Here is a 20,922-nt window from a genome sequence, read left to right as displayed (position 1 = left end):
AAATATAATGATTAGCCAATAATTAAATAGCACTATTTTGAATCAAGAAACTGTTTACGATGCCATTGTTGTAGGTACCGGAATAACCGGCGGTTGGGCCGCCAAAGAACTATGTGAGAATGGTTTAAAGACCTTGGTCTTAGAACGCGGACCGATGGTAAAGCATATCGAAGACTATAAAACCATGAACGATGACCCTTGGGATTATCCTTTTAAGGGTCAATTAACAAGGGAGGATAAGAAAAAATATGCCAAACAACTAAGGGTTGGCTGGGCCCCCAGAGATGATGTAAAACACTTTTTTGTAAATGATTTAGAGCACCCCTATCAAGAGACCAAACGTTTTGACTGGATTCGTGGATACCAAGTAGGCGGGCGTTCTTTAACTTGGGGCAGACAAAGCTACCGCTGGAGCGATATCGATTTTGAAGCCAATTTAAAAGAAGATATTGCCGTAGACTGGCCGGTGCGCTATAAAGATATTTCTCCTTGGTATGATAAAGTTGAATCGTACATTGGTGTAAGCGGTGAAAAACTCGGTTTAAAGCAGCTTCCCGATGGTCAGTTCCTTAAACCAATGGAATTAAATTGTGTCGAAAAGGACCTTCAAACTGCCATGAAAACCAATTTCGAAGATGGACGCCTTTTAACCATAGGTCGTGTTGCACATATCACCGAAAATGATACGAAAATAGAAGGAAGAAGCCCCTGTCAATATAGAAATCGCTGTTGGCGAGGATGCCCGTTCGGAGGTTATTTTAGCAGTAATTCTTCTACTTTACCAGCAGCAGAACGGACCGGAAATATGACCCTACGCGCAAACGCTATTGTGCATGAAGTTGTATATGATGAAAATACCAAAAAAGCTACTGGTGTTAAAGTGGTTGATGCTGAAACTGGAGAAGCATTAGAGTTTAAAAGTAAAATAGTTTTCTTATGTGCTTCTGCCATGGCATCGGTAGGAATTTTATTGAATTCTAAATCTAAAAGTTTCCCAAATGGATTGGGCAACAATTACGATGAAGTTGGGCGTAATATCATGGACCATCATTATCAATTGGGGGCTTCGGCCAAAGTCGATGGTCATCTTAATAAGTACTTTAAAGGTCGCAGACCTAACGGATTTTACATCCCCAGATTTGTAAACCTAGACGACAAAACAAAACGTAGCAACTTCTTAAGAGGTTTTGGATACCAAGGAGGTGCAAACCGTGACAATTGGAGCGATATGGTGGCAGAGTTAGGCCATGGCGCTGCTTATAAAGAAGCGATGTTAAAGCCCGGAGGTTGGCGCATTGGAATGACCGGTTTTGGCGAGATGTTGCCGCATCACGACAACCGTGTTACACTCAGCAAGGATAAAAAAGACAAATGGGGACTGCCTCAACTAGATTTTGACGTTGAGTTCAAAGAAAATGAACTTAATATGCGAGAAACCATAAAAGAAGAAGCTGCCGCTATGCTAAAAGCAGCTGGTTTTAGAGATATAAACACCTATGACAATGCTACGGGGCCGGGTCTAGGAATTCATGAAATGGGTGGTGCACGTATGGGCTGGAACCCCAGAACATCCGTTGTAAACAAAAATAATCAAGTGCATGAGGTGCCGAATGTCTATGTCACGGATGGAGCTTTTATGACTTCTGCCAGTTGCGTAAACCCATCTTTAACCTATATGGCTTTTACGGCAAGGGCAGCCAACCATGCCGCAGAACAGTTTAAATTAGGTAAATTCGCTTAATTAATTTATAGTAAATGGATAACACCTCTGCAAGGAACCTTTGGGGAGATTTTTTAGACAAACACACTGAATTTGCTTTTGAAAAGGCACCTCAAGTAGGCTATTTTGGAGATAATGAAAAAGATGCCAATACTTTAGCCGAACTAGTAGCCAAAGATATCAAAAGAGCGACTTCCCACTCCCTTTTAGGCCTTCAGCTTCGAGAGGAACCGATGCCTAAAATTGGTGATTTTTTTGTTGTTACGGATTGGCAAGAAAAAGCGAAATGTTTGATTCGTACTACCTCGGTCAAACTGCTTCCTTATTTTTCAATTCATTCAGAGCATGCTCGTTTAGAAGGAGAAGGCGATAAAAGTCTTGAATACTGGAAAGAAGTGCACTGGGATTATTATACTCGCGAACTAGAGCCCTTTGGAAGGGTACCTAGAGAGAGTATGATTATCGTTTTTGAACGGTTTGAGCTTTTGTTTAAAAGATAATGGCCGCACTTGGCGACCATTATTGTATTTGAGGCAGGGTGTAAGAATAGAAACTAATCCAAATCTATCCAAACGTTTCCTTTTTTATGGGAAGCAACGGTGCTTTCTATAAAGTTCATGCCACGAACACCATCTTTCATGGTCGGGAATTCACCATCGTTATATTTTTCTCCTCGAATTGCTTTTGCAGCTCCTAAATAAATATTTGCCATAGAATCAAAGATTCCCTCAGGATGGCCTGGTGGTAATTTAGTTCCTGACAACGAAAGTTCAGAATTATAAGCATGACCTGGCTTGTAAACTTGCAGTGGCTCTGTATCACTCATCTTATATAAGAAGTTTGGTTTTTCTTGTTCCCATCTAAACGCGCCTTTTTCACCATAAATAGCTATAGCTAAACCATTTTCTTCACCAGTAGCTACTTGACTAGAGCGTATTACACCTTTTACATGGTCATCCATTCTAACCAATACAGTACCATCTACATCCATTTGATTGTCCTCGTATAGATAGTTGAAGTCACACAACAGAGACTTTATTTTTAGGCCGGTAGTAAATTCAACCAAGTTGAAAGCATGAACCCCAATATCGCCCATACAGGAGCTTATACCCGCTTTTGTAGGGTCTAGACGCCATACCGAAGACCTTTTTTCCTTATCATGAATAATGGTATTTATCCAACCTTGATAATATCTAGCATCTACTTTATGAATTTTACCAAGAGCTCCAGACTTAATCATTTCTCGCATTTGCCTTACCATAGGGTAACCTGTATACGTATGGGTCAAGGCAAAAACCTTTCCAGATTTTTGATGTGCTTCTTCCAGAATTTTAGCTTCTTCATAATTCATGGTCATGGGCTTCTCACAAATCACATGAAATCCATTATCTAGAAGCTTCTTGGCCATTGGAAAATGAAGAAAATTGGGCGTTTGTACCGAGCATACTTGTATTCGTTCATCTTCAGGAAGTTTCAGTTCTTCCTCAATAAGAGTGTCAAAATCTTTGTAAATCCTTTTTGTTGGAATATCAATCTCTTTCGCAAAATCGATGCTTTGCTCATGGTCTGGGTTAAAAACGGCCCCTACAATTTCATAATTATCATTAATCTGGGAAGCTACCCTATGTAAGATTCCAATTAATGAATCTCCCCCTCCACCTAAAATTCCTAATCTAATTTTTTTTGGCATTTTTATTTCAATGTTTTATGCGGTTTTTCTTTTTTTCATATAAACGTATAATCCTATAAAGGCAACTATTAGAATTGCTGGTAAAATAGACATTGTTCTTAAAGCTTCAATAGGATTGGCATTATCCATTAGATTACCCATTATTGGTAAAACTACTGATACAGACAACATTCCTGCCCCACCCATTATAGATAATCCTAAAGCACCGGTTTCTGGTAGATATTCTGCTACAAAACCTAACATAGTTGGCCAGAAAAAGGTAACCCCAACGGCAAAAACAGCTGCTGCTACAAATGTCATTCCCCCACTTGTTATAGTTAATAACCATAGCCCTATAAAGGTAAATATTGCTGAAAACAATAACATACCAGCTGGTTGTAGTTTATGTATGACCTTACCTGCAAAAGCTCTTCCAAGAGCCATAATACCATTAATAAAAGCTAGTACCAATAAGGGCACCGCAACGGATTCTTTTAGTAAGGACTCTATACGCTGCGTAGTTCCTAATTCGGATGCGGCCGTTAAAAACATACATAACACCATAAAAATAAACAGTGGCTTTCCTAAGCTAGCAATCATTTTATTATTACTAACTCCCAATTGCACGCGTTCTGTAACGGGGAAATTTTGTCCTAAAAACATAAAACCATAAATCACCAATGGAATAAATAATACTCCTACCATAATCTGCCACCCAAGTCCCATAACATCCATTACTAACCAGCCGACTAAGGATCCAATTACAATTCCACCTGGAAACCAGACATGAAAGCGATTTAACATCTTAGTCTTATTCTCCGTGTACATAGATGCTATCATCGGGTTAAGCGCAGCTTCCACCATACCATTGCCAATACCAACAAAAAGTGTAGCTATAAACAATGACATCTGGTCTTTGGCTAAAATTGTCCATACAATCCCAATAGCATGGGTAATAAACGCAATCCATGTGATTTTCTTAATACCAAGAGAATCAACTAGTGGTCCTCCAACAATCATTGCAATTGTAAAGCCCCAAAAAGCAGGTGTAAATGCCCAGCCTATTTGCTCTAGAGTAAGGCCCACTCCTTCCGGACCAAAAACAGTTTCTAATCTGGCTCTAATTGCAAAAGTCATAGATGTTACCAATAAGGCAACACAGGAGGCTATAAATAGTCTATTCTTATTAATGTTATCCATTTTAATTTATTTAAGGATTAGGTTGGTCATTCTTTATACGCTACGTTTTCATTCTTAAAAAATAAAGCAAATAATATTAGGACTCCCAATGCAAATAGGGCAGGGAATGTCCAGATATTTTTCCAGTTATGTACGTTTTCTGAAATTAGATAGGTGTCCGTAATTTTACCTGCAACCCAAAAACCAATTAGCATCCCGACTCCATAAGTAGCCAGTGTAATTAAGCCCTGAGCAGCGCTCTTATATCTTTCACCTGCCTTTGTGTCCGTATAGATTTGACCCGAGACAAAGAAAAAGTCATAGCAAATACCGTGTAATGCAATGCCCAGAATTAACATGAATGCTAATTCTCCCGAATCTCCGTATGCGAATAATAAATACCGTATCAACCATGCGACCATGCCAAACAAAATTGTTTTCTTAAACCCGAACTTCTTAAAGAAGAAGGGCAATAATAACATAAATAACACCTCTGATATCTGCCCAATGGACATTTTAGCAGCAGGGTTTGATACCCCAATTTCTCCTAAAAATTGTCCTGCATGCTGGTAATAAAATGCCAAGGGAATACATATTAGAACAGAGGCTAAAAAGAAAATTAAAAAATTTCTATCCTTAAGCAGTTTTAAGGCATCCAAGCCAATTATATCCCCAAAGGAAATTTTCTCTTCTTTAGCAATTTGTGGCGGAGTTTTGGGCAAAGTAAAACTAAATACACCTAGTATTGCCGATGCGATAGCCACCATTAAAAAGGTGTTCTTAAGAAGCCCTTCTTGAACGCCTTGTTCACTATCCCAACCTAAATAACTTATTGTTAAACCAGCAATAATCCAACCTATCGTTCCAAAGACCCTTACAAAAGAGAACTCTTTCGCTGGGTCTTTCATCTGGTTGAACGAAACAGAGTTTACCAACGCCAATGTAGGCATGTACGCTATCATATACCCCAGCACATACGGATAGAACACCGAGAAATCTTGCGCATGCGCGAGCCGATACATTAAAAAAGCACCTATTAAATGAAGTACTCCTAAAATACGTTCCGCGTTAAAAAACCTATCCGCAATTAAACCAATAAAAAATGGTGCTACTATTGCTCCCCATGATTGCGTAGAATAAGCTTGGGCAATATCACCTCCGCTAGCTTCTAAAGTATTGGGCAAATAGATTCCCATAGTTACGAACCACCCTCCCCAAATAAAGAATTCCAGAAACATCATTAAAGACAGTTGAAACTTGGTTTTAAAATCCATGTAAAAATTTAGTTGGTTGGTTATCGTTTGTATGAAATATAATCCAGATTGCCCGGCTCTATATTACTTGTTCTAAAATTGGCCAAAATTTGACCTCGATGGTGTGTTGAATGATTAATAATGTGAAACAAAACATCTTTTAGTTCATTCGCAAAAACACGTCCTTGGGTTGTTTCATAATCTACACGTTTCTCAAAATCATCACTATTGGTGATAATCTCGAATGTAGTCCGTTGATTTTCGTAATGAATATCACTCCAAGTTTCCAAGGCATGTATTTGCCAAACATCGTATTTATGCTCTTTACCCAATAAACGCATATTCCAAATATGGTGTGCGTTAAGTACATGGCTAAAAAGAGTTACTGTTTGTTCTGGAACTTCATCAAGTGCGGAACACTTCTCTATTAAATTCTTGTTACAGTAAAAATTATAATCGAATAGTTGGTTAAATAGTGATTTCATATTTGAAAACTGAAACTAAATAAGTTGTCCGGCTACCTTTATTAATAAATCTTTAGTTGCTATAATTCCTTCTTCTTCACTTAAGGCATCACCTTCATATTCTACCCCAACAAAACCGTTGTATCCTGCTTGTTTTACTATCTGCATCATTTTTACATAATCGATTTTGACTTCATTTCCATTCTTATCAAAATCATACGTTTTGGCACTTACCGCTCTAGCGTAAGGCATAAGCTCTTTTACGCCTTGGTATATATCATATTCTTCTATACATGCAGAGTCGTAGTAACCCCCAGATTCTCGTTTCACGCAAAAATTACCAAAGTCGGGTAACGTACCACAATTATCTAAATTTACCTTTCGCATAACTTCAGCCAGCCATGAACCATTAGAAGAAGGTCCACCGTGATTCTCTACAATAATGTTCACATTTTTATCTTTGGCATAGGTTGCGAGTTGGGTCAGCCCATCGACCGAAGCTTTAACCCAAGGTTCTGGCTCCATTGTTCCTTGCAGGTTCACACGAATTGAATGACAGCCCATGGCAGCGGCAGCATCGACCCATTTATGGTGGTTTTTCACAGCCTGTGTTCGTTCATCTACATCGAGTGACGCAAGTGGGCCTTCACCGTCAATCATAATCAAAAGATTTCTTAGGCCGTGTTTTTTTGCCTCTAGATTATTCTTGTCGACAAAATTTTGCATGGCCTCAATCGAATAACTTTCAGCCTCGAGTTCATCTCTATATAACTGGCTGACATACTCCAAACCTTTGAACCCCCATGATTTTGCTTTTTCAGCAAAAAGGTAGGGATCCAGACCTTCTTCTCTAATCATTCTATGAATAGACCATTGCGCTAATGATAATTCAAAAAAGGGATTTTTTTCCGCAACTTTTACCGGTTTTTCAGCAGCACTATCTTTAGTTTCTTTTGAAGATTGTTTACACGCATGAATTCCTAACAATGAAAAAGCAATACCCGCTTTGGCCCCATTCTCAATAAACCTTCTTCGTTTCATATTGGCGATTCAAAATACTAATGCTTATCAAATTAGGATTTACTACAACGTTATAGTGCTAATTTCCCAATAAACATAGGGATTAAATGTAGAAAATTAATTTAATATTTAATACTTTTAGAGGATAAACAATGAAGTATACATGAGTAAATTCTATTACAATGATGAACAAGAATCGTATGATGCGATTGTTGTCGGAACTGGCATAAGCGGGGGTTGGGCCGCTAAAGAATTGTGTGAAAATGGATTGAAGACATTGGTGTTGGAGCGTGGGCCTATGGTCAAACATCGTGAAGACTACCCTACCGCCAATATGGACACTTGGGATTTTCCGCATAACGGAGAACCCACAAGAGAAGATGTAGCCAAACAAGAAAAACAGAATCGAACAGGATATACTACAAAAGCGGCCTCAAAACACTGGTTCGTGAACGACCTTGAACACCCGTATAATGAAACCAAGCGTTTTGATTGGATGCGTGGGTACCACGTTGGTGGGCGTTCTATTATGTGGGGTAGACACAGCTACAGATTTAGTGATATTGATTTTGAAGCCAATAAAAAAGAAGGTGTTGCCATAGATTGGCCGGTACGCTACAAAGACATAGCCCCTTGGTATGACAAGGTAGAGTCTTATATCGGTATTTCCGGTGAACTTTTAGGATTGCCACAACTGCCAGACGGACAATTTACACCAATGATGCCATTGAACTGTGTTGAAGACCACGTACGTAGTAAAGTGGCCGAGCACTTTGACGGAAGAGTAATAACTGCAGGGCGTGTAGCTCACATAACAGGAGACAAAAAGTTTGAAGGCGATGGCCGTTCTAAATGTCAGTTCCGTAATAGATGTATCAGAGGCTGCCCTTTCGGAGCATATTTTAGTAGTGTTTCTTCTACACTACCTGCTGCAGAAGCGACCGGAAACATGACACTTAGACCAGATTCTATTGTACATGAAGTCATTTACGACCCAAACACCAAAAAGGCTACGGGGGTAAAAGTTATTGATCGAGAGACCAAAGAAACCTATGAGTTTAAAGCGAAGGTAATTTTTCTATGTGCTTCTGCCGTTTCATCTACTTCTATACTCATGCAATCTAAATCTGACCGTTTTGAAAACGGACTTGGAAATGATTCTGGTGAACTTGGTCACAACATCATGGACCATCATTTTAAAGCTGGCGCCAGAGGTAAAATAGATGGTTTCGATGATAAATATTACAAAGGAAGAAAACCTAATGGCATCTACGTGCCAAGATTTAGAAACGTTGGCAGCAACACCATGAAAGACTTTACCAGAGGTTACGGATACCAAGGTGGAGCCGGTCGAGGCGATTACGAAGAAATGGTTGCTGAAGCTAATTTTGGAAAAGCCTATAAAGATGCTATTTTAACCCCTGGTGGATGGAATATGAATATGTTAGGCTTTGGTGAAATTCTTCCTTATCATGAGAATAAAATGACCCTTGACTATGAAAAATTAGACCAATGGGGTCTGCCAACAGTGACTTTCGATGCCGAGATCAGACAAAACGAGTTGAACATGCGTAAAGATATGATCGATCAAGCGGCTCAAATGCTTGAAAAGTCTGGAGCGCGCGAAATAGAAGGTTACGATGACACCTATGCCATTGGTCTTGGTATTCATGAAATGGGTACAGCTAGAATGGGCAGCAACCCTAAAACATCGGTTGTAAACGAATACAATCAAGTACATGCCTGTAAGAATGTATATGTAACCGATGGGGCTTTTATGACCTCTGCGGCATGCGTAAATCCTTCATTAACCTATATGGCCTTTACGGCAAGAGCAGCGAATCACGCGGCACAAGAACTTAAAAAAGGAAACATCTAATGGAAAGAAGATCAGCACTTAAAAATATGGGTATGGTATTCGGCTATGCCGTTGCTACACCAACTTTATTAGGACTCGTACAAAGTTGTAAAGACAAGGCTCCATTTGCCGAATGGGTACCTAGTTATTTTGACAAGGATAAAGGTTATGCTTTAGCTCAAATGGTTGATGTTATTCTTCCAAAAACAGATACTCCTTCTGCTACGGAAGTTAATGTACACGTATTTATCGATGAATTCGCCAAAGAAGTACTTCCTGAAGAACAACAAGCATTCATGAAAGTAGTAATGGATAAATTCATGAACAAGGTAATGACCGAAGCTGGAAAAGATAGTTTGGCCGACCTTGAAGGAGCAGACTTTGAACCTGCTTTAAACAAGTATTTGGCAAAAAGATCGGAAGAAGAAGAAAAAGCACACCAAGAAGCTATTGAAGATTATATGAAAGCCATAGAAGCTGGAGAATCTGCTACGCTAGATGAAGATGTTGCTTGCTTTGAATTTGCTGGCAATATTAGGGGAGTAGCCACTTGGGCTTATAAATCATCTGAGTATATAGGTGAGGAAGTTCTTGCATATTTACCCCTACCTGGCGAATATATTGCCTGTGGAGACGTAAATGAACTAACACAAGGCAGAGCTTGGTCTTTATAACTTAGAACAATCAATTCAATATAAGCCCTTTTCTATCTTAGAAAGGGGCTTTTTATTTTAAAATGCTAAATCTTCGTTAATGGTGTAAGATTTTCAATTTTAGTACGTTCATATATAATAAGTTACAATTTCTACAACGTTTTCGTAATCTAAAACTGATTTTGAATCGTACTTATAATAAGAAAGCATTTAAATGGACAAGTATTTAATTTTTTTGGTAATCTATTTGGGCATGTTAGCACTATCTGCTGTGGCCTTTAGATTATTTGTTAGAAAGTAAAGTCTTTCTCTTCTATAACGAAAACGCCCTAGGAAGCTCATTCTGTGGGGTAAGCTCACCTAGGACATTTATCAAATAAACACTATCACACTATGATCCGCACATAAGGCAATCGTCGTCTGCTTGACCTTCTTTTGCCCGTGCAATCATCTCTTTCATTTCAGCAGCTGTCATTGGCTGAATATCAACTTCTTGTTGCGCTACCGGAGTAGGGTTCACTTTTATGTTCTCTGCAGCTTTTGGATCAGCTGCTGTAACTTCCGCTTCGGCAGCGACACTTACTGGAACCTCTTTCTTCTTGGTATTGTCCAAGGTAAACTTAATAGCATCCACTGCAGCTTTCGTTCTTAAATAATACATTCCTGTTTTTAAACCGCTCTTCCAGGCATAGAAATGCATTGAAGTTAGTTTTGAGTAATTCGCATTTTCCATAAACAGGTTTAAGGACTGGCTCTGGTCAATAAAGTAACCTCTGTGTCTAGACATATCAATAATGTCTTTCATACTTAGCTCCCAAACAGTTTTGTACAAATCTCTAATCTCTTGTGGTATTGTTTCTATATGCTGAATAGAACCGTTGGCACGCATGAGTTCTTGCTTCATATTCTCATTCCAGAGACCTAGATTAACCAAGTCTTCTAAAAGGTGCTTATTCACTACGATAAACTCCCCAGAAAGTACTCTTCGCGTGTAAATGTTGGATGTATATGGCTCAAAACACTCGTTGTTACCTAGTATTTGAGAGGTAGATGCAGTAGGCATAGGTGCTACCAAAAGTGAATTTCGAACACCGTTCTTTTTAACTTCTTTTCGAAGTTTGGCCCAATCCCAGCGGCCAGAAAGCTCTTCGTCTTTGATACCCCAAAGGTTATGTTGAAAATCACCATCAGAAATCGGAGAACCCTCATAAGAAGAATATGCTCCCTCTGCCTTGGCCAACTCCATAGAAGCGGTAACTGCCGCAAAGTATAACGTCTCAAATATCTCTTGATTCAATTTCTTTGCTTCATCACTTGTAAATGGCATACGCAACATGATAAAAGCATCCGCTAGACCCTGAACGCCTAAACCAATGGGTCTATGTCGCATATTCGAGTTTTCAGCCTCTTTAACAGGGTAGTAGTTTCTATCTATAACCTTGTTCAAGTTTTTGGTAACCCTTTTCGTAACCTTAAATAGTTCTTTGTGGTCAAAAGTCCCATTTTTAACAAACATTGGCAAAGCGATTGATGCCAGATTGCAAACAGCAACCTCATCTGGAGATGTATACTCTAAAATCTCTGTACAAAGGTTAGAAGAACGTATCGTACCCAAGTTCTTTTGGTTACTCTTACGGTTGGCAGCATCTTTATACAACATGTACGGTGTACCCGTTTCAATTTGAGATTCAAGAATCTTTTCCCAAAGCTCGCGAGCTTTTACCGTTTTTCTGCCTTTACCTTCAGCTTCGTATTTTGTATAGAGTTTCTCAAATTCTTCACTATGATTGGTGAAAAGACCCGGACATTCATTAGGGCACATTAAAGTCCATTCTTCATTGGCTTCAACACGTTTCATAAATAAATCCGATATCCACATGGCATAGAATAAATCACGCGCCCGCATCTCTTCTTTACCGTGGTTCTTTTTCAAATCTAGAAAGTCATAAATATCTGCATGCCATGGTTCCATATAGATGGCAAAGCTGCCTTTACGTTTTCCACCACCTTGATCTACGTAACGTGCCGTATCGTTAAATACTTTTAACATTGGCACAATTCCGTTCGAAGTACCGTTTGTACCACCAATATACGATCCTCTTGCGCGTACGTTATGGATAGATAAACCGATACCTCCCGCCGATTGCGAAATCTTTGCAGTTTGTTTTAAGGTATCATATATGCCATCAATACTATCTTCTTTCATTGCCAATAAAAAGCAAGAAGACATTTGCGGTTTAGGTGTTCCGGAGTTGAATAAGGTCGGTGTCGCATGTGTAAAGTACTTCTTTGACATCAACTCATACGTTTCTATGGCAGCATCCAAATCATCAACATGAATACCTACCGAAACACGCATTAGCATATGCTGCGGACGCTCAGCGATTTGACCATTAACTTTCAACAAGTAAGAACGTTCCAATGTTTTAAAACCGAAGTAATCGTAGCCAAAATCACGGTTATAAATTATAGTAGAGTCTAACTTTTCGGCATTTTCAGAAATCACTTTATAAACTTCATCTGAAAGTAAGGGCGCTTTTTTTCCGGTTCTAGGATTTACATATTCATATAAATCTTTCATCGTCTCTGAAAAAGACTTTTTCGTATTCTTATGTAAATTCGAAACGGATATCCTCGCAGCCAGTTTTGCGTAGTCAGGATGTGTAGTAGTCATCGTTGCCGCAATTTCTGCAGCTAGGTTGTCAAGTTCAGAAGTAGTAACCCCATCGTACAAACCCTCTATTACGCGCATGGCGACTTTTAAAGGGTCTACAAGACCGTTAAGACCGTAACATAATTTTCGTACTCGAGCTGTAATCTTATCGAACATTATCAACTCTTTTCTTCCGTCTCTTTTTACTACATACATGTGGCTACTTTGTTTTTTTTGTTTATTAAAATATATGTTCGCTAACGCTAACAAGATTTACTTGTCGGCATTACTTGGTAGGTTTTTTTGCTTTGGGGCAAAAAAGGATTAAAGTGCTTTCTTTAAAGAAATCTCCTTTGAACAATACTTATTTAAAAGTCTGCGTCAAAACTAATTTTCTGCGCATCCTCATCTTTATCCTTATTCAATACACCCGCTTTTTGGTATTCTGAAACTCGCTTTTCAAAGAAGTTGGTTTTTCCTTGTAGCGAAATCATATCCATAAAATCAAACGGATTGGTGGCATTGTATACTTTATCACACTCTAACTCAACCAATAATCTATCCGTTACAAATTCTAGATACTGGGTCATTAACTTCGAGTTCATTCCTATAAGACTAGCTGGCAAAGATTCTGTTATAAACTCGCGTTCGATATTCAAAGCATCCGTTAAGATTTGAGTAATACGTTCTTTTGGCACTTTGTTGATCAAGTGTTTGTTGTGCAAGTGTACCGCATAATCGCAATGCATACCCTCATCTCTTGAAATTAGCTCATTAGAAAATGTAAGGCCCGGCATCAGTCCTCTTTTCTTTAACCAAAAGATAGAGCAAAAGGCTCCTGAGAAGAAAATTCCTTCTACCGCAGCGAAAGCGATCAAACGTTCTGCAAAACTTGGAGATTCTATCCAGTTTAATGCCCAATCTGCCTTTTTCTTGATAGCAGGGAAATTTTCTATTGCCTTGAACAACACATTTTTCTCTTTTTCATCTTTTACATAAGTATCTATTAAAAGAGAATAGGTTTCTGAATGGATGTTCTCCATCATAATCTGAAAACCATAGAAAAACTTCGCTTCGGCGTATTGTACTTCGCTCACAAAATTCTCTGCCAAATTCTCGTTTACAATACCGTCGGATGCTGCAAAAAAAGCTAGAATATGTTTGATAAAGTAACGCTCATCATCATTAAGTTTTTCGTTCCAATCCGTAAGATCTTCACCCAAATCAATTTCTTCAGCCGTCCAAAAGCAAGCCTCACATTTCTTGTACCATTCCCATAAATCATCATGCTTGATGGGGAAAATCACAAATCTGTCTTCATTTTCTTCTAAAATAGGCTCAATAGCAGCTGACATAGTGTTTTATTTAAATTTTTATATAGGATTGAAAATTACCTTTCGGCAGGGACCAACAAAGATTCAAAAATGTAACCGAATTGTAAAGTTTGTTTTATGTAATTGCCCTCAAAGTTTTTAACACAAAATGTTGAAATCTAGGCTCGCAAGCGATGTACAGTACATTGTAGAAATTAAATCTATTTATAACTTTCTTATGTTAAAATGAACAAAATAAAAAGACCAAAAGGTATCTTAATTAAGATACCTTTTGGTCTTAAAAATTATCACCAAACCGTACGGCCCAGTCATTGTATGCACTTCTGCTATTAAGATTGGGTAGTTCCCCCGAAACCCTCACCTAGAACCTAAGCTTTAAATGACCTAAATTATATTTTCACACATACCGTTGGCATGTTTGGTTGGCCGTACGCTGGTTGATATAACATTTGTTGCTAAGTCTAATTTTTATATTCAACAGCTGCAATCTCATTTGAATCTTGCAAAGTTCTGTTTTCACTTATAGCGGCAAACACTAAAGCAATAAGCAAAACCACAAATAATATTAAACTCTTTTTCATTATTGGCTATATTGAGTTGTTCTATTTCAAAAATCCTCTTCGAAGATATAAAGCCGAACAACTGAATATTTTGTCAATTGTATAAATGGCAGGGAATCCTGTATAAATGGATTCTAGAGAAATTCTACAACTATACCTTGATTTTTAAGTCGTTACACCCCTTTCAATAGAACTATTTGCTTTTTCATACCAACTATAATACATATCATCCCATTAATACATATTTTTAAACGCACTATGCGTTTTTGTCCTATGTTTATATCTTAGTTTGTACCTATGTTAGAAGCTGTAATTGTAGACGATGAAATAAAAGCCCTAGAAAGTCTTAGCTGGGAACTTACCAATCTAAGCGATGAGGTTAAAATTGTTGCATCTTTTACCGATGCGCATAAAGCATTGGATTATTTAGCTAAAAACACCCCAGATTGTCTCTTTTTGGATATTGAGATGCCGGTAATGGATGGCTTTCAATTTATTAAAAACCTTACCAATACAAAGTTTCCGGTAGTGATTACCACTGCATACAACCAATATGCATTAAAGGCATTGAAAAACGAAGCTATAGACTACCTTCTAAAACCCATAGATTCTGACGATCTTAGTGTAACCATAGAAAAAATTAAAAAATACAATTCTAGAAACTATACTGCTGAAAAATTCGAAAAAATATTACTGAATTTTAACTCCAATTCATTGGACAGAAAGATTACGGTCAATACGGACGGGAAACTTTTGTTTTTAGAAGCCGACGAAATTTTATACGCAGAGTCTGATGGTAATTATAGCACTATATTTCTGGCGGACGGACAGAAGATTGTTTTGACTAAAAAGCTAAAGGAAGTAAACGCTTTACTACCCAAAGATTCTTTTTTCAGAATACATAACTCATTTATAGTAAACCTAGGCCAAATTAAAGAGTTTTTAAAAACCGATGGTTATGTGATACTAAAATCTAACCATAAAATACCTGTGTCAAGACAAAAGAAATCAGATTTTTTAGATTTGTTATAAATGCTCTGAATGCCAAACCATCAACTACCCCACTTTATAAAAAGTTACCGTCATTCTTACATCACATTGTTGATTGCTTTTTTATTGCTTTTCTGCCCAACCCTAAAAGCTCAGGACATCCCCGAAGATTTTAAGGAAAAAGTTCGCGATTTAATTAAAGATGCACCTAAATCATATGGGGAACTAGATACCGCATTAAAGCGTTCGAAAAGAGATACTACCTTACTCACTTACTTTTTAGAAGAGGCTAAATCAAACAATTATCTTGAAGGTCAAACCTATGCACTTAACCAACTAGGAACCGCCTTTAGAAACTTGTCTCAACTCGAAAAAGCCATCATACTGCATGAAAAAGGGCTAGCAATAGCAGAAGAAATAGAAAGCACCGATTTTAAGATCTTAAGTTTAAACATGCTAGGTGTAGTCTACAGAAGAAAAGATGCCATACAAACAGCATTAGGTTATAATCAGCAAGCTTTAGAAATAGCAGAAACGGTGTCTAATAAATCAAAGCATGTAAAGAGGAGTATAAATGTTGCATTAAATAGTATTGGTAATCTGTACCAAACCTTAGGCCAATACGATTTAGCAATTTCCCAATTTAAAAGAGCTCTTGAACTAGAAAGAGAATTAAGCAATAAATTAGGCCTTGCCATAAATAATCAAAATATTGGGGACTGTTACGAGCAAAAAGGAGAGCTAGAAGAAGCGCTTCAATACTACAGAAAATCTCTAGCTTATAATGAAGATATAAATTCTGACTATGGTCGAGTCATTTGTAAAAATAGTATTGCCCGTATTTATACAAAACAAGGCATGCCCAATGCAGCTTTGGTAATTTTTGAACCGCTACAAAAACAAGCCCTTAAGATTGGGGATAACTTCATAAGCTCATCTGTTTTTATTAATACCGGACACGCCCAAACTTCAATCGGCGAATACCAAAAAGCAAAAAAAAATATCAGTTATGGTCTTGAACTGGCAGAAGAAAGTAATATGCCGGCACTTATTATCGCTGCAAAAAGATTTTTATCCAGTCTAGCCGAAAAAACTGGCAACTATAAAGAAGCTTTAAAATATCAAAAAGAAGCCGAAAGTTTCGAAAATACGATCGTAAATCAACGTAATCTGAATTATATCAGTGAGATTACCTTGCAATACGACAATGAGAAAAAGAACAGTGAGATTGCATCACTTGCTCAAGAAAATGAGTTGTCTAAAATTAGACTTCGAAAAAATCAAACTACAATTCTTGTTGCTGCTTTGACCCTTGGTCTAATAGGCACTATGCTTTTTATAATGTATAGAAAGTACCATTCCGATAATGAGAAAAAAGTGTTAAGTCTCGAACAGAACATGTTGCGTAGCCAAATGAATCCGCATTTTTTGTTCAATTCCTTAAATTCCATTAAGCTCTACATCATTAACAATGACAAAAAGAACGCTGTTCACTACCTCAATAAATTCTCTAAACTGGTGCGGCGGATTTTAGAAGGTTCTTCCCTAAAGGAAATCTCATTAGCTGAAGAAATAGAAACCGCAGAGCTTTATCTGAATATTGAGAATATTAGATTTTCGGAAGAGATAAAATTTGAGATCGATGTTGCCAAAGAAATTGATTCGCAACAAGTAAAAATACCATCTCTTGTATTGCAACCTTTTCTTGAAAATGCAATTTGGCACGGTTTATCATCAAAAGAAGGTGAAAAAAGAATCTGGCTCAACGTATACAATTATGACAAGTATCATATTGCAATTGACGTTATAGATAATGGGGTAGGAAGAAACGCCTCTGAAAAAATCAAGGAAAATCGGGTACTAAAACGCAAATCTGTAGGTATTGATATTACAACGGAGCGCTTGGCCAATTTTTCTAAAGATTATGAAAACGATTTTGAAGTAGCCATTGAAGATTTAAAAGACGAAACTGGAGCAGCCGCTGGAACAAAAATCACACTCAAAATTCCTACTATTTAGCGTGTTCTTCGGCCACTTCTGAAAGCTCTTTATACCAAGCTTCGCCAAATTTTCGAATAAGCGCCTCTTTAACAAACTTATATATAGGCACTTTCAGCTCTTTACCCAGACTGCAAGCCGCATCACAAATTTCCCATTTATGATAATTTACCGCAGTAAATTCAGAATATTCGCGTATTCGAACGGGGTACATGTGGCAAGAAATAGGCTTTTTCCACTTGGTAGCTCCGCTATTGTATGCCTCCTCTAGGCCACATTTGGTGATGCCTTCTTTAGAAAATGTAACATAAGCACATTCATTGTTGTTCACCAAAGGAGTCTCCCATTCACCGTCATCGCCCTTTACAAAAGTTCCTTGTTCTTCTATCGCCTTTATGCCCTCTAACCTAAGAAACGGCTTTACGGCATCAATAATATCATCTAAAATAACTGTTTCATCGTCATCTAGTGGAGCTCCAGACGCACCATCAACACAACATGCCCCTTTACAGGCATTTAAATTACAGACAAAATCGTTCTCTATGATTTCTTCGGAAATTAAAGTTTTAGCTATCTGGAACATGTTATAAAACAGAAAAGGATTCTTTTTAAAGAAGGTAAATTTAAAACTTTCATTTTATACACATTCTTATAATCTAAATACTTGCTTTTAAACGTAAATTTGCACGAATTTTTAAGTAAAGCATAAAATGAACTTTAATTTCAAAGAGATTGTTACCGCTACGATGGTTCTTTTTGCGGTAATCGATATTTTGGGTAGTATTCCCATAATAATTGGGCTCCGCAAGAAAGTTGGGCACATTCAATCAGAAAAAGCGTCAATAGTCGGAGCTTGTATCATGGTCGCTTTTCTATTTGTGGGAGAGAGCATTCTATCTTTAATCGGTATTGATGTCAACTCATTTGCGGTTGCCGGTGCCTTCATTATTTTCTTTCTAGCCATTGAAATGGTATTGGGCATAACATTATACAAAGATGACGAGCCAGAAAGTGCTTCGATCGTACCTATAGCATTTCCACTTATTGCTGGTGCAGGTACTCTGACTTCATTACTTTCACTACGCGCCGAATATTATGTTGAAAATATCATCGTAGCCATTGTCATTAATGTCATTTTCGTTTATATCGTGTTAAAATCTTCGGTTAAAATCGAGAAAATTCTTGGTGCAACCGGATTGAATATCATAAGAAAGGTTTTTGGCGTAATTTTACTGGCAATAGCCGTAAAACTATTTGCCACTAACATTAATGCATTATTAAATTAACCAGAGCGCCATGAACAAAACCCTCACCCTTATCTTAATTATTATTGCTTTAGGATTAATTGCCTACAATGTGACCTTGCTAGACTTTAATAATCTATTTGATGGAGATAGTTTAATTGCGGCTATAGGTATTGTGGCCTCATTATGCGCCATTGTACTATTATTGATATTTATGACCGCTAAAAAGATTGAAGAAAAAGTGAAGAAAAGCTAATTCTGAGACTCTATTAAATCTGCCTCTTGTATTTCTAGCGTTTCATTGTTCAGTTCTAAAATCTTACGGAGCATTTTGTCTTCAGAACTTTTAATCTCGGCCGCTAGATTAGGTGAGTACATTTGTTCTGCAATATTTGCCTTTAAATAACGCTTTATTTTCTCGTCTTGGCCATAGAAATCCATCTTTACATTTAGGCTTAAGGCATAATCTACGAACCTTTCAAAGATGATATCATCAACTTTATAATCGTTCATAAATTCATTTTTCGGGTAGTTCGCAAACCTAGTTCTATCCCTTTCTAGAAAGCGAAAAACAAAATCAGAAAAATAGCCCCTGTTGTCCAAACTTTCCACTCGTTCTTCTTCTAAAGTACCAATGGGCACGAATACATCAGGAATAATACCTCCACCACCATATACTATCTTGCCTTTTGGAGTCTTAAACTTTAAAGAATCCGCTACTTTGATACTATCTACAGAAACCAGTTCGCCGCTATTGTAACGTTCCATAAATTTTTGATAGTAGTCTTTATGACCTTTATCATATGACTTTTGAATAGAACGCCCCGTTGGTGTATAGTAACGTGAAACCGTTAATCGTACGGCTGATCCATCTCCTAAATCCATCTCACGCTGCACTAGACCTTTTCCGAATGAACGCCTGCCAACAATAGTTCCGATATCATTATCTTGTAGCGCACCGGCAATAATTTCGCTGGCAGAAGCTGAACGCTCATTAATCAACACATATACTTCCTTATCTTCAAAACTCCCTTTTTTGGTAGCAAACGCTTTGTTTATACGTCCTTTTTTGTTCTTGGTATATAAAATAAGCTTTCCCTCTTTTAAAAATTCGTCCGCTAATTTTTCAGCTATTCCAAGATATCCACCAGGATTGTCCCGTAGGTCCAACACCAGTTTTTGCGCACCCTTTCTTTGCAGTCTATTCAAGGCCTTTTTAAACTCATCAAAAGTAGATTCTGCAAATCGGTTTATTTTTATATAGCCCAAATGACTAGATAGCATAAAGTTTGCCTCAACACTACGGATGGGAACCACACCACGTGTCACATTTACAAAAAAGACCTCGTTTTCAGGTTTTTTAAGCACTTTAAGGCGAACTCTTGTGCCCCGTTCTCCCTTTAGCTTGGCAATTAACTCGCTATTCAATATTTGCTTGCCGAAGAGGGTATCCTTATCGGCCATTAAGATTTTATCTCCGGCCTTTATTCCATTAACATCGCTAGGCCCATCTTTAATTGCCCTTACCACGGTTATGGTATCTTTTACTCTCTTAAACTGTATGCCAATGCCCACAAAATCACCTTTCATATTTTCGGCAACGGCTTCCATTTCACTTTTTGGTATGTAAACCGAATGGGGGTCAAGTTTGCCTAAAATGTTGTTCACCGTAACATCTACAATGCTATCGGTATCAATATCATCTACATATTCATAATCGATATAATCTATTAACCGATTAAGCTTATCTTTTTTTGAATTGGTAGAAAAAAGTTTTTCTGGAGAATCGTTAAAGTGGAGTTTACCACCAATGAAGATGCCAATGGCAACGGCCAATGCCAATAAAGTGGGCAATATATAACTGTATTTCTTTTTCATAGCTGTTTGCCTAAACCATTTCTTCTAAAATGGGCATATGCATGGTTTCGACCCCTGCGCGTTCTAAAAACCGTAGCCCAGAATCGTCTTTATAGGCTTTTTGATATACCACCCTTTTTATACCTGATTGATGAATTAATTTACTGCAATCCCTACACGGCGATAAGGTAATATAAAGTGTGGCCCCTTCACAAGACTGGGTAGAAGCAGCGACCTTTAAAATGGCATTTGCCTCGGCGTGCAGAACGTACCATTTTGTATCACCTTCTTCGTCTTCACAAACATTTTCAAAACCTGTTGGGGTGCCATTATATCCATCAGAAATAATCATCCTATCCTTTACAATAATCGCTCCAACCTGCTTTCGTTGACAATACGATAGTTTGCCCCATTCTTTTGCCATTCTCAAATAGGCCTTATCATACTTTTCTTGCTTGCTCTCCTTCATA

18 protein-coding genes are annotated in these 20,922 nt (G+C 37.8%); 8 read left to right on the top strand and 10 right to left on the bottom strand.

All coding sequences use genetic code 11. From position 1 onward, the window contains the following. Positions 1 to 37 precede the first annotated feature (37 nt). Both ACZ1GR_RS11150 and ACZ1GR_RS11145 read left to right on the top strand, forming a co-directional pair. Positions 38 to 1,741 carry a GMC oxidoreductase gene (locus ACZ1GR_RS11150; protein ID WP_472609051.1) on the top strand — a complete coding sequence of 568 codons (1,704 nt, stop codon included), beginning with the start codon at positions 38 to 40 and terminating at the stop codon, positions 1,739 to 1,741. Positions 1,742 to 1,755: 14 nt separating this feature from the next. Next, positions 1,756 to 2,220 carry an ASCH domain-containing protein gene (locus tag ACZ1GR_RS11145; protein WP_472609050.1) on the top strand — a complete coding sequence of 155 codons (465 nt, stop codon included), beginning with the start codon at positions 1,756 to 1,758 and terminating at the stop codon, positions 2,218 to 2,220. Positions 2,221 to 2,273: 53 nt separating this feature from the next. On the opposite strand, the gene ACZ1GR_RS11140 is transcribed toward ACZ1GR_RS11145, so the two are convergent. From ACZ1GR_RS11140 to ACZ1GR_RS11120, 5 genes are read right to left on the bottom strand one after another with little or no spacing between them, the layout of a single operon-like run. Beyond that, positions 2,274 to 3,410 carry a Gfo/Idh/MocA family protein gene (locus ACZ1GR_RS11140; protein ID WP_472609049.1) on the bottom strand — a complete coding sequence of 379 codons (1,137 nt, stop codon included), beginning with the start codon at positions 3,408 to 3,410 and terminating at the stop codon, positions 2,274 to 2,276. A 15-nt stretch (positions 3,411 to 3,425) separates the two neighbouring features. Continuing rightward, positions 3,426 to 4,589 (bottom strand): MFS transporter, encoded by a 1,164-nt coding sequence (locus ACZ1GR_RS11135; RefSeq protein WP_472609048.1) that lies wholly within the window; start codon positions 4,587 to 4,589, stop codon positions 3,426 to 3,428. Between the two features lie 26 nt (positions 4,590 to 4,615). Then, complete coding sequence (locus tag ACZ1GR_RS11130; RefSeq protein WP_472609047.1) at positions 4,616 to 5,842, bottom strand: nucleoside permease; 1,227 nt, start codon at positions 5,840 to 5,842, stop codon at positions 4,616 to 4,618. Between the two features lie 20 nt (positions 5,843 to 5,862). Further along, positions 5,863 to 6,306: a DinB family protein gene (locus ACZ1GR_RS11125; protein ID WP_472609046.1), complete on the bottom strand. Its 444-nt coding sequence runs from the start codon at positions 6,304 to 6,306 to the stop codon at positions 5,863 to 5,865. A 15-nt stretch (positions 6,307 to 6,321) separates the two neighbouring features. Then, positions 6,322 to 7,326: a sugar phosphate isomerase/epimerase family protein gene (locus ACZ1GR_RS11120; protein WP_472609045.1), complete on the bottom strand. Its 1,005-nt coding sequence runs from the start codon at positions 7,324 to 7,326 to the stop codon at positions 6,322 to 6,324. 142 nt (positions 7,327 to 7,468) lie between these two features. Between ACZ1GR_RS11120 and ACZ1GR_RS11115 the strand changes: the two genes are divergently transcribed. Then, positions 7,469 to 9,184 (top strand): GMC oxidoreductase, encoded by a 1,716-nt coding sequence (locus tag ACZ1GR_RS11115; protein WP_377766838.1) that lies wholly within the window; start codon positions 7,469 to 7,471, stop codon positions 9,182 to 9,184. Beyond that, complete coding sequence (locus ACZ1GR_RS11110) at positions 9,184 to 9,837, top strand: gluconate 2-dehydrogenase subunit 3 family protein (RefSeq protein ID WP_472609044.1); 654 nt, start codon at positions 9,184 to 9,186, stop codon at positions 9,835 to 9,837. The genes ACZ1GR_RS11115 and ACZ1GR_RS11110 overlap by 1 nt, the downstream gene beginning before the upstream one ends. Before the next feature lie 370 nt (positions 9,838 to 10,207). On the opposite strand, the gene ACZ1GR_RS11105 is transcribed toward ACZ1GR_RS11110, so the two are convergent. Further along, positions 10,208 to 12,685 carry a ribonucleoside-diphosphate reductase subunit alpha gene (locus tag ACZ1GR_RS11105; protein ID WP_472609043.1) on the bottom strand — a complete coding sequence of 826 codons (2,478 nt, stop codon included), beginning with the start codon at positions 12,683 to 12,685 and terminating at the stop codon, positions 10,208 to 10,210. A 152-nt stretch (positions 12,686 to 12,837) separates the two neighbouring features. Beyond that, positions 12,838 to 13,824: a ribonucleotide-diphosphate reductase subunit beta gene (locus ACZ1GR_RS11100; RefSeq protein ID WP_377766841.1), complete on the bottom strand. Its 987-nt coding sequence runs from the start codon at positions 13,822 to 13,824 to the stop codon at positions 12,838 to 12,840. Positions 13,825 to 14,660: 836 nt separating this feature from the next. On the opposite strand from ACZ1GR_RS11100, the gene ACZ1GR_RS11095 reads away from it, so the two are divergent. Together ACZ1GR_RS11095 and ACZ1GR_RS11090 are read left to right on the top strand one after the other, a co-directional pair. Further along, on the top strand, positions 14,661 to 15,395 hold the full coding sequence (locus ACZ1GR_RS11095; RefSeq protein WP_472609042.1) for a LytR/AlgR family response regulator transcription factor: 735 nt from the start codon (positions 14,661 to 14,663) through the stop codon (positions 15,393 to 15,395). Positions 15,396 to 15,404: 9 nt separating this feature from the next. Further along, positions 15,405 to 17,372 carry a tetratricopeptide repeat-containing sensor histidine kinase gene (locus ACZ1GR_RS11090; protein ID WP_472609041.1) on the top strand — a complete coding sequence of 656 codons (1,968 nt, stop codon included), beginning with the start codon at positions 15,405 to 15,407 and terminating at the stop codon, positions 17,370 to 17,372. Here the strand turns inward: ACZ1GR_RS11090 and ACZ1GR_RS11085 are convergent. Beyond that, positions 17,365 to 17,934 (bottom strand): DUF3109 family protein, encoded by a 570-nt coding sequence (locus tag ACZ1GR_RS11085; protein WP_472609040.1) that lies wholly within the window; start codon positions 17,932 to 17,934, stop codon positions 17,365 to 17,367. The genes ACZ1GR_RS11090 and ACZ1GR_RS11085 overlap by 8 nt on opposite strands. 127 nt (positions 17,935 to 18,061) lie before the next feature. Here ACZ1GR_RS11085 and ACZ1GR_RS11080 point away from each other — a divergent pair, with 127 nt between their 5' ends. Both ACZ1GR_RS11080 and ACZ1GR_RS11075 read left to right on the top strand, forming a co-directional pair. Next, a complete protein-coding gene (locus ACZ1GR_RS11080) occupies positions 18,062 to 18,637 on the top strand; it encodes a MarC family protein (RefSeq protein WP_377766845.1) in 576 nt (191 codons plus the stop codon). A 10-nt stretch (positions 18,638 to 18,647) separates the two neighbouring features. Beyond that, positions 18,648 to 18,851 carry a hypothetical protein gene (locus ACZ1GR_RS11075; protein WP_472609039.1) on the top strand — a complete coding sequence of 68 codons (204 nt, stop codon included), beginning with the start codon at positions 18,648 to 18,650 and terminating at the stop codon, positions 18,849 to 18,851. Here ACZ1GR_RS11075 and ACZ1GR_RS11070 read toward each other — a convergent pair. Both ACZ1GR_RS11070 and ACZ1GR_RS11065 read right to left on the bottom strand, forming a co-directional pair. Further along, positions 18,848 to 20,473 carry a S41 family peptidase gene (locus ACZ1GR_RS11070; RefSeq protein ID WP_472609038.1) on the bottom strand — a complete coding sequence of 542 codons (1,626 nt, stop codon included), beginning with the start codon at positions 20,471 to 20,473 and terminating at the stop codon, positions 18,848 to 18,850. The genes ACZ1GR_RS11075 and ACZ1GR_RS11070 overlap by 4 nt on opposite strands. A gap of 10 nt (positions 20,474 to 20,483) precedes the next feature. Continuing rightward, the gene (locus ACZ1GR_RS11065) at positions 20,484 to 20,921 is read right to left on the bottom strand and encodes a deoxycytidylate deaminase (protein ID WP_377766848.1); all 438 of its coding nucleotides are present in this window, start codon (positions 20,919 to 20,921) and stop codon (positions 20,484 to 20,486) included. Position 20,922 lies beyond the last annotated feature (1 nt).

Source organism: Croceitalea sp. W27 (genome assembly GCF_055693185.1).
Note: the sequence above shows the minus strand (reverse complement) of the source record. Positions and strands in the feature narration are given on the sequence as shown.

Bases quoted from the DNA above. Each gene is read 5' to 3' on its own strand.
- ACZ1GR_RS11110 (WP_472609044.1), top strand. From the start codon at position 9,184: ATGGAAAGAAGATCAGCACTTAAAAATATGGGTATGGTATTCGGCTAT.
- ACZ1GR_RS11140 (WP_472609049.1), bottom strand. From the start codon at position 3,410: ATGCCAAAAAAAATTAGATTAGGAATTTTAGGTGGAGGGGGAGATTCA.
- ACZ1GR_RS11070 (WP_472609038.1), bottom strand. From the start codon at position 20,473: ATGAAAAAGAAATACAGTTATATATTGCCCACTTTATTGGCATTGGCC.
- ACZ1GR_RS11085 (WP_472609040.1), bottom strand. From the start codon at position 17,934: ATGTTCCAGATAGCTAAAACTTTAATTTCCGAAGAAATCATAGAGAAC.
- ACZ1GR_RS11120 (WP_472609045.1), bottom strand. From the start codon at position 7,326: ATGAAACGAAGAAGGTTTATTGAGAATGGGGCCAAAGCGGGTATTGCT.
- ACZ1GR_RS11105 (WP_472609043.1), bottom strand. From the start codon at position 12,685: ATGTATGTAGTAAAAAGAGACGGAAGAAAAGAGTTGATAATGTTCGAT.
- ACZ1GR_RS11065 (WP_377766848.1), bottom strand. From the start codon at position 20,921: ATGAAGGAGAGCAAGCAAGAAAAGTATGATAAGGCCTATTTGAGAATG.
- ACZ1GR_RS11115 (WP_377766838.1), top strand. From the start codon at position 7,469: ATGAGTAAATTCTATTACAATGATGAACAAGAATCGTATGATGCGATT.
- ACZ1GR_RS11080 (WP_377766845.1), top strand. From the start codon at position 18,062: ATGAACTTTAATTTCAAAGAGATTGTTACCGCTACGATGGTTCTTTTT.
- ACZ1GR_RS11145 (WP_472609050.1), top strand. From the start codon at position 1,756: ATGGATAACACCTCTGCAAGGAACCTTTGGGGAGATTTTTTAGACAAA.
- ACZ1GR_RS11100 (WP_377766841.1), bottom strand. From the start codon at position 13,824: ATGTCAGCTGCTATTGAGCCTATTTTAGAAGAAAATGAAGACAGATTT.
- ACZ1GR_RS11135 (WP_472609048.1), bottom strand. From the start codon at position 4,589: ATGGATAACATTAATAAGAATAGACTATTTATAGCCTCCTGTGTTGCC.
- ACZ1GR_RS11125 (WP_472609046.1), bottom strand. From the start codon at position 6,306: ATGAAATCACTATTTAACCAACTATTCGATTATAATTTTTACTGTAAC.
- ACZ1GR_RS11075 (WP_472609039.1), top strand. From the start codon at position 18,648: ATGAACAAAACCCTCACCCTTATCTTAATTATTATTGCTTTAGGATTA.
- ACZ1GR_RS11090 (WP_472609041.1), top strand. From the start codon at position 15,405: ATGCCAAACCATCAACTACCCCACTTTATAAAAAGTTACCGTCATTCT.
- ACZ1GR_RS11095 (WP_472609042.1), top strand. From the start codon at position 14,661: ATGTTAGAAGCTGTAATTGTAGACGATGAAATAAAAGCCCTAGAAAGT.
- ACZ1GR_RS11130 (WP_472609047.1), bottom strand. From the start codon at position 5,842: ATGGATTTTAAAACCAAGTTTCAACTGTCTTTAATGATGTTTCTGGAA.